Origin of the sequence: Pseudomonas sp. O230, from assembly GCF_045447035.1 — a bacterium.
Lineage (GTDB): Bacteria > Pseudomonadota > Gammaproteobacteria > Pseudomonadales > Pseudomonadaceae > Aquipseudomonas.
Genome location: NZ_JBJGXN010000013.1, coordinates 133375 through 145790, shown reverse-complemented (window position 1 = coordinate 145790; position 12416 = coordinate 133375). Strand labels below are relative to the sequence as shown.

The 12416-nt window shown below is 59.5% G+C and carries 11 protein-coding genes; 6 read left to right on the top strand and 5 right to left on the bottom strand.

Annotation, left to right across the window (positions count from 1 at the left end; all coding sequences use genetic code 11):
* Positions 1-2: 2 nt before the first annotated feature.
* From ACI77H_RS26765 to ACI77H_RS26745, 5 genes are all read right to left on the bottom strand, one after another.
* Positions 3-1070, bottom strand: a complete 1068-nt coding sequence (locus ACI77H_RS26765; RefSeq protein WP_407014700.1) for a DUF2333 family protein — start codon at positions 1068-1070, stop codon at positions 3-5.
* A gap of 152 nt (positions 1071-1222) precedes the next feature.
* A complete protein-coding gene (locus ACI77H_RS26760; RefSeq protein ID WP_407014699.1) occupies positions 1223-1699 on the bottom strand; it encodes a hypothetical protein in 477 nt (158 codons plus the stop codon).
* Positions 1696-2202 (bottom strand): Hcp family type VI secretion system effector, encoded by a 507-nt coding sequence (locus ACI77H_RS26755; RefSeq protein ID WP_407014698.1) that lies wholly within the window; start codon positions 2200-2202, stop codon positions 1696-1698. The genes ACI77H_RS26760 and ACI77H_RS26755 overlap by 4 nt, the downstream gene beginning before the upstream one ends.
* A gap of 15 nt (positions 2203-2217) precedes the next feature.
* A complete protein-coding gene (locus tag ACI77H_RS26750) occupies positions 2218-2901 on the bottom strand; it encodes a hypothetical protein (protein ID WP_407014697.1) in 684 nt (227 codons plus the stop codon).
* The gene (locus ACI77H_RS26745; RefSeq protein ID WP_407014695.1) at positions 2898-4049 is read right to left on the bottom strand and encodes a DUF2515 family protein; all 1152 of its coding nucleotides are present in this window, start codon (positions 4047-4049) and stop codon (positions 2898-2900) included. The genes ACI77H_RS26750 and ACI77H_RS26745 overlap by 4 nt, the downstream gene beginning before the upstream one ends.
* A gap of 326 nt (positions 4050-4375) precedes the next feature.
* Between ACI77H_RS26745 and gcbA the strand changes: the two genes are divergently transcribed.
* The 6 genes from gcbA (at position 4376) to accC (ending at position 12394) form a co-directional block, all read left to right on the top strand.
* Positions 4376-6046, top strand: coding sequence for a diguanylate cyclase GcbA (gcbA, locus tag ACI77H_RS26740; protein ID WP_407014694.1), 1671 nt, complete (start codon positions 4376-4378; stop codon positions 6044-6046).
* Positions 6047-6098: 52 nt separating this feature from the next.
* Positions 6099-8045 carry a methyl-accepting chemotaxis protein gene (locus ACI77H_RS26735; protein ID WP_407014693.1) on the top strand — a complete coding sequence of 649 codons (1947 nt, stop codon included), beginning with the start codon at positions 6099-6101 and terminating at the stop codon, positions 8043-8045.
* Between the two features lie 163 nt (positions 8046-8208).
* Entirely contained in the window at positions 8209-9948 is a 1740-nt protein-coding gene (locus ACI77H_RS26730; RefSeq protein WP_407014691.1) for a protein-disulfide reductase DsbD, read from the top strand.
* A gap of 131 nt (positions 9949-10079) precedes the next feature.
* A complete protein-coding gene (gene aroQ / locus ACI77H_RS26725; RefSeq protein ID WP_056852465.1) occupies positions 10080-10535 on the top strand; it encodes a type II 3-dehydroquinate dehydratase in 456 nt (151 codons plus the stop codon).
* A 24-nt stretch (positions 10536-10559) separates the two neighbouring features.
* On the top strand, positions 10560-11018 hold the full coding sequence (gene accB / locus ACI77H_RS26720; RefSeq protein ID WP_407014689.1) for an acetyl-CoA carboxylase biotin carboxyl carrier protein: 459 nt from the start codon (positions 10560-10562) through the stop codon (positions 11016-11018).
* 17 nt (positions 11019-11035) lie between these two features.
* A complete protein-coding gene (gene accC / locus ACI77H_RS26715; RefSeq protein ID WP_283189788.1) occupies positions 11036-12394 on the top strand; it encodes an acetyl-CoA carboxylase biotin carboxylase subunit in 1359 nt (452 codons plus the stop codon).
* The last annotated feature ends 22 nt before the right edge of the window (positions 12395-12416 follow it).

Below are 12416 nucleotides of genomic sequence, written 5' to 3'. Positions count from 1 at the left end.
ACTCAGCCCTGATTGAGCAGTTGACGCAAATCGATCACTGCAGCGTTGGCCCGGGAAATGTAATTGGCCATGACCAGCGAGTGGTTGGCCAGTACGCCGAAGCCGCTACCGTTGAGGATCATCGGGCTCCAGACCGGTTCCTGCGACGCTTCCAGCTCACGAATGATCTGGCGCACGCTGACGGTCGCGTTCTTCTTCGCCAGCACATCGGCGAAGTCGACTTCGATGGCGCGCAACAAGTGGGACAAGGCCCAGGCCTGACCGCGAGCTTCATAGAACACGTTGTCGATCTGCATCCACGGGGTTTCGACGATCTCCTCGTCCACCTGTGGCACCTGACCCGGCGCAACCACTTCAGTCTTCAGCGCGGTATTGAGCTTGACCCGCCCAACGCTGGCCGACAGGCGTTGCGACAGCGAACCCAAACGGGTGCCGACATCGCCCAGCCAATTGTTCAGGTTGTCAGCGCGGGCATAGAACAGCGCGTTTTTCTGCGAAGGATCGGACAGGCGTGCCTGATAGCGGCTCAGGGAGTTGATGCCTTCCTGATACTCGGACTCGCTGGATGGCAGCACCCAGCTTTTATTGTCGAAGTTGAAACGCGGCTCGGCCTTGGCCAGATCGGAGTCTTCGGCCGATTGCGATTGCGAACGGGCGAAGTCTTTGCGCAACGCCCGCGTCAAGTCGCGGACCTGGACCAGCACGCCGTATTCCCAGCTCGGCGTGTTGTCCATCCACAGGCCCGGCGGGAAACGGTCGTTGGAAATATAGCCACCCGGCTTGTTCAGCAACGTACCGGCGACGGTCTTGAGGGTTTCGACCGTGGTGTAGCCGATGACCATCTGCTTGCCTTCTTTCTCGGCCGCCAGCTGGGCGTTCTGTTGGACCGGGAACAGCGCCGGCTCCTGGCTCCAATACCAACCCAGCGCAATCGCGACCAGCAGATAAAGACCAATCAGTGTGGCCAGCGCCCGGCTGAACAAGAGGCCGCCAATGTAACTGCGGGTGGCCGATTTCGGTTCGGCGGCACGTTCAGGCGCGCTGCCCGCGCGGTTCTTCCAGTCCAGCATGGCGATATCCTTTCAATTACTTGAGTTCATCGGTTCGACCACAACCATACAACAACGTGCCTTTGCCCGGCACCCGTCGTTGGGTTATCCGGATAAATTTGCGTCGGGTAGCAGTGACAACCGTGCGCCCATGAACTCAAGCGCCGCCTGGGTTAAACGCCGATGATCGCCATCGATATCTGCTGCACCCCGGGCGAAACAAACAGATGCGCAATGCCTGCGCCGTCGGTACTGCGCGGCGCAGTGCCCCCATCCACCGTCGCGATGTAGTGACGCTGCGGCAGCGGCTCACCGGTTGCGCTGCCTACGAGGAGAAAGATTCTGGGTGACCTCGAAGGCTGGACGGGCGGGTTTTGCATCAGTTCCATCACCCTTGGATCAAAGGTGCGATCAGGCACTTTCCAGTCAGCGTAGTCGGCTTCAGGCCTGACCAATCGCCATTCTCCCCGCTCGATCTGGTCAAGCACCTCGCTGTCTATATCGATCAGCAGCCCCATACGCAGCTCGTTCATTCCATCGATGGGCTGCCGATCCAGCAGCGCCTGGCGCACAAGCCCCAGCGCTTGCTCACGGGGCAAGGCATGTTGGCGCTCCCGTTCGGACAGATGAACGTCATTGACCAACCTCATTGCTGCACCTCGGTGTTCCAATCATCGGAACCCATGGTGCGGCTGACTTCATGCCGCCAATTAATTCGCCGGTAACTGAAGTGGACTTTCTCCAGTTGAGTCAGGTGCGCGGTGCCGGGATCCTGGCAATGGGGCATCAGCACTTCAGCGCCGATGATCAGCGCGTCTTCCAGCTCCATTGTGTAGAAATGCTCTTGGGTGCCCTGAGCCGAGGTGCGATACCACTCTACGCGGCACTCTTTGAGCAACTCTCCCGAACACAAAGCGTTGATGATCAGCGGTGTCGCTTTGTCGATGGTCTTGGTGATGATCAGCGGCTTGTGCATCCGATGCCCGCTCCCCAACCCATTCGGCACGAAAATGCCGTGGTTCAGGGCTTGAATCATGATCCGGTCTTCACGACCCAGTTGGTAAACGTTGCCGACTGAAGCCTCGGTAAAAGCACCAGCGCTGATCAGGCCTTGTCGCTCGCCGCGAAGGGTCATGAAGGCGGGGGTTGGCATGGTGGGGCTCCTTTTTTATTTGGGTTGCGGGGCGGGGAAGTGACTGGGTTCGTCGTACATGTCTTCGATTTCGTCGAAGGGCGTCCAGGGTTTGGCGAGTGCAAGGGTGATGAGGTAGCGCTCTTCTGCAGGATTTCGATAATCCTCGAAACGTCCCAATATCAACATGGCCTGGTACTTATCCCCCGCCAGCCAATAGGACCGTCCGGCAAGAATTCCTTCGCGAAGCCATTCACGCCACTCAGGGGTATCGGCGATCGTGGGATTGTTTCGTAGCCCCTTTGCCACCCAACCTTTTTCACGCCATTGGTCTTGCAGATCGAGAACTACGTTGAGGGCATCATCGATTAGCAGCGGTTCGACCTGCGGGGACATGCGGATACCGGAAATGACATAGTCGTCAAAATTGACAGTGAAAAAGCGCGCCGCCGGCGTGGTGAATCCGAACTGTGGATCAACAAATCGCAATCGTGCGTCGGTCATGGGAATGCCGAACCAGATGCGGTCACGGATCTCCGGACTAAAGGGAGCTGAAGAGTTTCTGAGCAGGTTTTCATACGTCCCCCCCATTTCCACGACGATTTCGGGTTCATCCCAGAGAGGTTGCGTCAGGCGGTGTATGACGGCCCACGTCAGGCCAGCCAGGACAAGAAGATAGGCGCCGCAGCGCCAGCCAAACCAATGTGATCGAAGAGTCATTGACTACTACCGCTTGCTGCGATCTCGTTGATCGACTGCTCCAATGCATAACGGTTGTGGTCACCGAGCATCTGATCAAAACGCGCGGCGGCCTGAAGCACGAATTCCATTCGCTGCTTAATATCGGACAAGTCCGCCAGTGGGCTGTCGCCAAAATCGATGGTGCGCCCATCCTCGACACGTTGACATTGGCTGGTAAGCGTCAACTCAATCGCTTGGGCAACGCCTGAAGGAAACCCCGTGACGTAGGATGCGTGATTGGCACGCAGCAAAGCCACCAGTTGGCGGTCCTGGTAAATCGTTGGCTGGAGGATATTCTTCTGCTCATGCCGCGCCAAATGCCTAACACTACCAGCAATATCTCCGTCTTCTATCGCCTCAAAACCCAGAAAAATCTCGGTGTAATCCAGCCCGAATTCCAGCGTTTCCTCCCCCACCGGCCACAACACCGGGAACTTCGGATGCCCGTAAATTCTCTTGCGGGCTTCCAGACACTTTTTCATCTCTCTGAACCCACGTTTCGCATAAAACTCATGCAACGGAAAAACATCCAGAAACAGCGTGGTATTCCCCAGCGCCATCATGTCGTGCACATGCCGGAACTGTTGTTGCACCAACGACAAGTCGTCCCCCGTCGCACGAAAATCCACAGAGGGCACCGGATTACGTGCATCCGCTTCTTTATAGTCGCGCAGCTCACCCGCCTGCTCGGACATCTTGTCGGGCGTCAGCAGCCCGAACTCGCGGCGGCTATCGCGCACACGCTGCAGCGACTCATATTCATCACGAATATGTTCAATACTGTCCGCCGCATGCAGCAACCCGCAGCCGACCTGCTTGGAGGCAAACGCCGCCAGCCCGGCCCACTGAAACCTTAAATCGTGCAGCCACAGGCGAGCGTAGGCAGCGTTGATCACGCGGTTGCGCTCTACCGGGTCGGCAATCAGTACCCCACCGGGTGCAACAATCTCTTCCGCCTCGCGCTGGTAGTGTCGCCATAGGCAGTCGCACGTAAGGATTGGCACTTCGGTAATGAGCGTCCTGGTGCCGTAAAGCAGCTCCTCTCTGCATTCACATTCAGCCACGGGGGTGCTGTTGTGGTTGAGGCGCTGCTGATCGCTGGGGTGGTCTTTGAAACACTGGGTCATGATTCACGGCTGGCATCTAAGGGTTTCCCTGACACCCTACCAGCCAAAAAGCCGGCTCGAATCCAGCACGCTAAAAACCAGAATCCCCTGACAAATAACGCTCGCGGAGCTTACGGACGCTTCGCACAAAAACAAAAAAAATGGCCTGAGACACCCAACCCATGGGGCTTTCCAAATAACCTTCAGGCATTTTCAGACCTGCCAGTCAGAAACTGAATGACGTTGCTTTGCAGATTATTGACGTACGACACTCATGTGACGGAAAAGAGGTGCTAGCATAGAGCCACCAGTCGATCTCAGCATGCACCCTAACTAGTAGTCAGGATATGACCGAGCCAGAAGACCCCAGCCGTGAGCGCCTCAAGCACCACTTTGCCCAGCGGGTAATTCATCAGGCACGTCAAATTCTTGAGATCTGGCAGCGCCTGCAACGCAGTGAGTGGTCCACCACCGACTTATCGGAGCTGAGCGAAGCCAACCTGCGCCTGCTGCGTTTCGCCGAGCGTTTCGAACAACCGGAACACTCGCAACTGGCGCGCCACATCGGCCAGTCGCTGGAGGCTGTCGACGCCAATCGCGGACGCCTCAGCAGCGGCCTGATCACTGACCTCAATCGCTTGATGCAGCGCCTGTCGCGCACGGGCCTGCGCCATGGCGATCAGCTCGAACAAACCTTTCTGCCGCCGCTGCGCAAACCGATCTACGTGATGCTGCAGGATCACGACCGTGCCGAGCGCCTGGCCAAACAACTGGAATTTTTCGGGCTCAGCGCCCAGTCCCTCGACAGCGTGGCGGCATTTCGCTCCTCGATGGTCGAACGTCTGCCCGCCGCCATCGTCATGGACGTGGACTTCAGCGGCCCGGGCATCGGCCTGAAATTGGCCGCCGAAGCCCAGGTCGGTCTGGATGAGCCGTTGCCGTTGCTGTTTTTCAGCCTGCTCGAAACCGACACCCCGACCCGCCTCGCCGCCGTGCGCGCCGGTGGCCAGGAATTTCTCACCGGCACCCTCGAAGCTTCGAGCCTGCTGGAAAAGATCGAAGTCCTGACCTGCGTCGCGCAGTACGAACCTTATAAAGTGCTGATCATCGACGACTCCCGCGCTCAGGCGTTGCACACCGAACGCCTGCTCAACAGCGCCGGGATCGTTACGCGGACCTTGATCGAGCCGATCCAGGCCATGGCCGAACTGGCGGATTTCCAGCCCGACCTGATCATTCTCGACATGTACATGCCGGCCTGCACCGGCACTGAACTGGCGAAAGTGATCCGCCACAACGACCGTTATGTCAGCGTGCCGATCATTTACCTGTCGGCCGAAGATGACCTGGACAAACAGCTCGACGCCATGAGCGAGGGCGGCGACGACTTCCTGACCAAACCGATCAAGCCCCGGCACCTGATCACCACTGTGCGCAATCGCGCGGCGCGGGCGCGCAATCTGAAAGCTCGGATGGTCCGCGACAGCCTCACCGGGCTCTACAACCACACGCACATCCTGCAATTGCTTGAAGACTGCACCTTCCGCGCCCGCCGCGAGAGCAAGCCACTGAGTTTTGCGATGCTCGACATCGACCACTTCAAACGGGTCAACGACAGCCACGGCCACCCCATGGGCGACCGAGTGATCAAAAGCCTGGCGCTGTTCCTCAAGCAGCGTTTGCGCAAGACCGACTTCATCGGCCGCTACGGTGGTGAAGAATTCGCCATCGTCATGCCCGACACCGATATTGAAGCGGCCTGCATAGTCCTCGACGAAATCCGGCAGCGCTTCGCCGAAATCCACTACCCCGCTCAGCCCCAGGACCTCTGGTGCACTTTCAGCGCCGGAGTGGTCGAACTGTGCGAAGACTCCGACGGCCTGATGATGGCCAGCCAGGCAGACGAGGCGCTGTACCGCGCCAAGCATGCCGGACGCAACCGCGTACAAGCCGCACGGACGTCAAAGCAAAGTGCCACTTTTTCATCGGAATCGACCCAGTCAGTCATAACCCTGTAACAGAAACGCAATAACTTCAGGCACTTACCATTTAGCCGTTGGTAGTACCGCGATGCGCCTGAAGCTGCTGACCAATCTCAACACCCTCCTTTTAGTCGCCGTGTGCGTGGCCCTCGGCGCCACGCTTTGGTGGTCGCAAAAAGCCCTGGAACGCCCCTATCTGTTGATGGAGCGCTACCTCGGGCTGTCCCAGCAATTTCAAAATGAAGTGGCGCGCAACATTGAGGACTACCTCGCCAGCGGTGATGCCCTGCGCCTGAGCAGCGCCAGTCAGGCCATCGACGGCCTGCAAAAGGAACTTGGGGAATTACCGCCGACGTTGGCCGACAGCTTGCGCCCGAGCCTGTCGAACCTGGATGAATTCAGCAAAACCGACCTGCTGGCCGCTGGCAAACTCGCGGGCGATCCTCAGGCGCTGCTGCTGCAAGCCGAACGCGAACTCGGGGCCAGCCTCGATCAGCTGAGTCAATACGCCAGCGCCAACGCGAGCTATCTGACGCCACTGCTCGCGGCCTCTCAACACCTGGGCAAACTCAGTCTGGCGCGGGACAAACTGGTCAGCAGCGGCCGCAGCGAACTGGCCGCCGATGTCGAGCGTGAAGTCACCAGCATCCGCACGCAAGCCGAACTTCTGAACGCCTTGCCGCTCCTGGGCGTGACCAGTAAAAGTGAATCGGGCACGGATGACTTCGCGGCGCTGATGGGCCTGGAGAACACTGAAAAAACCGTTGCGGAAGATGCTGGCGTCGGCCTCAAACGTGAGCTCAACAGCCTGCTGACACGCTACCCCGCCGAACTTGCGCGCACCCGCGAGCAGATCCAGAAACGCGCCGACCTCAGCGCTGCGACGCACCAGAAAATCGCTGCCGTGCAACAGTCCATCGCCGGGCTGGAACCGGTGGTCCGTGCCCAGCACGGGCAGATCCAGGGCGAAGTACGACTGATGCAAGGGGTGATGATCGGCCTGATTCTGCTGATCGCATTGCTTATCGACACCCTGCAACGGCGCCTGGCCCGGACACTGACCAACCTCGCGCCGGCACTCTCGACCTGGGCCGAAGGCGACTTCAGCCGCGACATTGAATTGGGCAAGACCAATCGCGAGTTGCATGACATCCAGGCCTCGCTCAATCGTCTGCGCGCCTACCTCGTCGACCTGGTCGGGACCATCCGCCTAAACGCCGAGCAGGTCGCCGGCAGCAGCCGCACCCTGGCCGAGTTGAGTAATGACTTGCACAGCGGCGCCGAGCATCAGGCGGGGGACACCGCGTTGATCCGCGATTCCCTTGGTGAACTGGAAGCGACCATTCAACAAGTCGCCGGCGATGCCAGCCAGGCTGCCGACGCCAGCCGCCATGCTGGTTTGGCGGTGGAACACGGACAGAAAGTCATCGGTTTGAGCCTCACCGGGCTGCATGCGCTGGTGGGCGAAGTTCAAAGCAACGCACAGATGATCGAACACCTGGCCTCGGAATCGGCCACCATCGGCGGCGTGCTGACGGTGATTCGCTCGATTGCCGACCAGACCAACCTGCTGGCCCTCAACGCCGCCATTGAAGCGGCCCGTGCCGGGGAAATGGGTCGCGGTTTTGCCGTCGTGGCTGAAGAGGTTCGCTCACTGGCACAACGCACCGCGGGCGCCACGGCCGAAATTCAGGTCTTGATCGCCGGATTACAAACAGCGGCGCAACAATCGGTGGAGGGCATGCGCGCGCAGGTCGAGCATGCTGAAGCAACGGCTAATCAGGCTCAGGCCGCTGACGGTGCGCTGGATAAAATCGTCGGGGCAATCCAGACCATTTCCGACACCGCCGTGCGCATTGCCGATGTCACTGCCCAGCAAAGCGGCGCTGTCAGCGAGATCCGCGATCACAGTGAGCGGATTCACCAATTGGGTGGGGATAACTTGCTGCGTATCGGCGAGGGGCGCGAACAGGGCGAACATTTGTTGGTGTTGGGCGGGCGGTTGCATACGGCCGTTCAGGCTTTCCGCGTCTGATAGACCGCCATCGCCGGCAAGCCGGCTCCTACAGGTACGGCGGCGTCCTTGTGGGAGCAGGCTTGCTCGCGAAGGCGTTAGAACAACCACCGCAAAACTCCCCGCTCTGCACCCCCCGCAACTGTCCGCTATCATGCCCCCAACTCCGATACGCGAGATCGTCATGCGCCGTTTGCTCTGCCTGCTGCTATTTGTCCTCGCCCTGCCGGCCAACGCCGCCGGTTTGCTGGAGAGTCGGCCCAGTTCCACCCTGGGCTCGATCAACAACAGCGCCGACTTCCTGCCGGTGCGCAAAGCCTTTCAACTGAGCCTGGTAGAAAGCACGCCACAATCGATCAAGCTGCGTTTCGTCGCCACCGAGGGTTATTACCTTTACCGGCATCGCTTCCAGTTTCGCGCCGATCCCGTCGAGGTCGTCGTCGGCCCGGCGCAACTGCCCAAGGGCGAGCAGAAGCACGATGAGTACTTCGGCGACGTCGAGGTTTACCACGGGATTCTCGATGTAGAACTACCGCGCAGCGATCAACGCTCCTTCACGCTCGCTGTGACCTATCAAGGTTGCGCCGACAAAGGCCTGTGCTATCCACCCGAGACTGAACGCCTGACGATCGAGGGCAGTGGCGGCACCAACACAAGTTGGAGCTGGCGAGCGCTGGCATTGTTCTTCCTTGCGGGCCTGGGCCTGACCTTCACCCCTTGCGTGCTGCCGATGCTGCCAATCCTGTCCGGCGTGGTGTTGCGCGGCCAGGTGGGTGGCTTGCGCGGCTTCAATCTGTCGCTCGCGTACGTGCTGCCGATGGCCGCTTGCTTCGCTTTGCTCGGTGCGTTGATGGGGATGTTCGGCGCGCAGCTCAATCTTCAGGCGCGACTGCAATCGGCGTGGGTGCTGGTGCCGTTCGCGATGTTTTTTGCGCTGTTTGGGCTGGCGATGTTCGGCGTCTTCGAACTCAAGTTGCCGCAGGCGATCAGCAGTCGGCTCGACCGGATTGCCGGGCGCACCGAAGGCGGCTCGTTGTGGGGCGCAGCGGTGCTGGGCGTGGTTTCCAGCCTGCTGGTTTCGCCCTGCGTCTCGGCACCACTGGCTGGCGCGTTGCTGTATATCAGCGCCAGTGGCGATGCGTTGGGCGGCGGCTTGAAACTGTTCATGCTCGGCCTCGGCATGGGCGCTCCGCTGTTGCTGGTCGCCACCGGTGGCGCTGCCTGGTTGCCGAAAAGCGGACCATGGCTGGTCTATGTGAAAAACGCGATTGGCGTGCTGTTGCTGGGTCTGGCGATTGGTCTTCTCAGTCGGGTTTTGCCGGGGCAGATCACCTTGCTGCTGATCGGCTTACTCGCCGGTGGCGTCGGTCTATTCATGGGCGCGCTGGAGTTCGTCTACAAACCTCCGCGAAAACGCGTAGGTCAGTTGCTCCGGATGTTCCTGCTGTTTTATGCGCTGGCCTGTTGGTACGGCGCCTTCAGTGGCCAGACCGATCCGCTCAACCCAATCAGCCAGCCCCGCATCGTCAGCAGCAATGAGCAGCGGCAAAGCACCAGCGACTGGCAAACCCTGACCACCCCGGCGGAACTGGATCGCGTGCTCAGTGAGGCCAGATCCTCCGGCACGCCAATGCTGCTCGACTGGTACGCCGACTGGTGCATCAGCTGCAAAGTCATCGAACACGAAGTGCTCAACGACGCGCAGGTCGTCGAACGCCTCAAGGGCTATCGGTTGATCCGCTTCGACATCACCGCGAGCAACGCCGAGCAACGTGCGCTGCTCGACCGCTACAAATTGTTCGGCCCACCGGCGCTGATGTTTTTCGGCAAGGACGGCGTCGAACGCACCGAGGTGCGAGTGATCGGCGAGATCAATGCCACGGACTTCGCCGAACGTGTCGCGAAAGCAAATGACCGGATTTAATCACCCGGTCACATATTTCGCGCAAACATCGGCCATCGTGCTGGCTATTGCATAGAACTGGACAGTCACAAAGGCTTTGCGGCATAGTCGCCGGGTTCTGACAATTGCACATGGATAACAAGGAACAGCAGATGGCGACCCTATTGGTTCTGCACGGCCCCAACCTGAACTTGCTCGGCACCCGTGAACCGGGCACCTATGGCGCTACGACGCTGGCGCAGATCAACCAGGACCTGGAGCGCCGCGCCCGCGAAGCCGGCCATCATTTGCTGCACTTGCAAAGCAACGCCGAGTACGAATTGATCGACCGCATCCACGCTGCCCGCAGCGAAGGTGTGGACTTCATTTTGATCAATCCAGCAGCTTTTACGCACACAAGTGTCGCATTACGTGACGCGCTGCTGGCGGTGAGCATCCCATTCATCGAAGTGCATTTGTCTAACGTGCACAAACGCGAACCTTTCCGCCATCACTCTTACTTCTCCGACGTAGCGGTGGGAGTGATCTGCGGCCTTGGCGCCAGCGGTTATCGACTGGCCCTGGAGGCTGCACTAGAGCAGCTTGAACAACAAGCTATACGCCCCTGACCGACCCTTGGGAGTTGATGATTCATGGATATCCGTAAAGTTAAGAAACTGATCGAACTGCTGGAAGAGTCCGGCATCGACGAGCTCGAGATCAAGGAAGGCGAAGAGTCCGTTCGCATCAGCCGCCATAGCAAGACCCCGGCTCAGCAGTACTACGCACCGGCACCAATGCACGCTCCGGCTCCAGCGCCTGCCGCTGCCCCGGTTGCGGCTGCCGCACCTGCTGCTCCGGCCGCACCAGTGCTGAACGGCACCGTTGCCCGTTCGCCAATGGTCGGCACCTTCTATCGCAAATCTTCGCCAAGCTCGCCGTCCTTCGTTGAAGTCGGCCAGACCGTGAAGAAAGGCGACACCCTGTGCATCGTCGAAGCCATGAAGATGATGAACCACATCGAAGCTGAAACCAGCGGTGTGATCGAATCCATCCTCGTCGAAGACGGCCAGCCGGTTGAGTACGACCAACCGCTGTTCACCATCGTTTGAACCGCGGAGAAACTTTGATGACTGCGAAGTTGGAAAAAGTTCTGATCGCCAACCGCGGTGAGATCGCACTGCGGATTCTGCGTGCCTGCAAAGAGATGGGCATCAAGACCGTCGCCGTTTACTCCAAGGCTGACAAAGAGCTGATGCACCTGGGCCTGGCAGATGAATCCGTCTGCATCGGTCCGGCCTCCGCCGCCCACTCTTACCTGCACATCCCGGCAATCATCGCTGCGGCTGAAGTGACTGGCGCTACCGCCATTCACCCAGGCTACGGTTTCCTAGCGGAAAACGCTGATTTCGCCGAACAGGTCGAGAACTCCGGCTTCGCCTTCATCGGTCCGAAAGCCGACACCATTCGCCTCATGGGCGACAAGGTTTCGGCCAAGCACGCGATGATCGCTGCCGGCGTTCCAACCGTTCCGGGTTCCGACGGCCCGCTGCCGGAAGACGAAGAAACCGCTCTGCGCATCGGTCGCGAAGTCGGTTACCCAGTGATCATCAAAGCCGCTGGCGGCGGTGGTGGTCGTGGCATGCGCGTTGTGCATAAAGAAGAAGACCTGATCTCCTTCGCCAAACTGACCCGCACCGAAGCAGGCGCGGCGTTCGGCAACCCGATGGTCTACCTGGAAAAATTCCTGACCAACCCACGTCACGTGGAAGTTCAGGTGCTTTCCGATGGCCAGGGTCACGCCATCCATCTGGGCGACCGCGATTGCTCGCTGCAACGTCGTCACCAGAAGGTCCTCGAAGAAGCGCCGGCACCGGGCATCGACGAGAAAGCACGGGCTGAAGTCCTCGCACGCTGCGTTAAAGCGTGCATCGACATCAACTACCGTGGCGCGGGCACTTTCGAGTTCCTGTACGAGAACGGCGCGTTCTATTTCATTGAAATGAACACCCGCGTTCAGGTTGAGCACCCGGTTTCGGAAATGGTCACCGGCATCGACATCGTCAAGGAGATGCTCAGCATCGCCGCCGGCAACAAGCTGTCGTTCACCCAGGATGACGTGGTCATCCGCGGTCACGCGCTGGAATGCCGGATCAACGCCGAAGACCCGAAAACCTTCATGCCAAGCCCAGGCACGGTCAAGCACTTCCACGCCCCAGGCGGCAACGGCGTTCGCGTCGATTCGCACCTGTACAGTGGTTACGCCGTTCCGCCGAACTACGATTCGTTGATCGGCAAGCTGATCACCTACGGCGCAACCCGTGACGAAGCCTTGGCGCGCATGCGCAATGCGCTGGACGAAATCGTTGTCGACGGGATCAAGACCAACATCCCGCTGCACCGCGATCTGGTCCGCGATGAAGGCTTCTGCAAAGGTGGAATCAACATCCACTACCTGGAACACAAGCTGGCTGGCGAAAAGCATTAAGCTTTAGCCCGATCAACAAAGC

Excerpts from the sequence above, each read along its gene's own strand:
- ACI77H_RS26765 (WP_407014700.1), bottom strand. The coding sequence starts at position 1,070 with ATGCTGGACTGGAAGAACCGCGCGGGCAGCGCGCCTGAACGTGCCGCC.
- ACI77H_RS26760 (WP_407014699.1), bottom strand. The coding sequence starts at position 1,699 with ATGAGGTTGGTCAATGACGTTCATCTGTCCGAACGGGAGCGCCAACAT.
- ACI77H_RS26755 (WP_407014698.1), bottom strand. The coding sequence starts at position 2,202 with ATGCCAACCCCCGCCTTCATGACCCTTCGCGGCGAGCGACAAGGCCTG.
- ACI77H_RS26750 (WP_407014697.1), bottom strand. The coding sequence starts at position 2,901 with ATGACTCTTCGATCACATTGGTTTGGCTGGCGCTGCGGCGCCTATCTT.
- ACI77H_RS26745 (WP_407014695.1), bottom strand. The coding sequence starts at position 4,049 with ATGACCCAGTGTTTCAAAGACCACCCCAGCGATCAGCAGCGCCTCAAC.
- gcbA (WP_407014694.1), top strand. The coding sequence starts at position 4,376 with ATGACCGAGCCAGAAGACCCCAGCCGTGAGCGCCTCAAGCACCACTTT.
- ACI77H_RS26735 (WP_407014693.1), top strand. The coding sequence starts at position 6,099 with ATGCGCCTGAAGCTGCTGACCAATCTCAACACCCTCCTTTTAGTCGCC.
- ACI77H_RS26730 (WP_407014691.1), top strand. The coding sequence starts at position 8,209 with ATGCGCCGTTTGCTCTGCCTGCTGCTATTTGTCCTCGCCCTGCCGGCC.
- aroQ (WP_056852465.1), top strand. The coding sequence starts at position 10,080 with ATGGCGACCCTATTGGTTCTGCACGGCCCCAACCTGAACTTGCTCGGC.
- accB (WP_407014689.1), top strand. The coding sequence starts at position 10,560 with ATGGATATCCGTAAAGTTAAGAAACTGATCGAACTGCTGGAAGAGTCC.
- accC (WP_283189788.1), top strand. The coding sequence starts at position 11,036 with ATGACTGCGAAGTTGGAAAAAGTTCTGATCGCCAACCGCGGTGAGATC.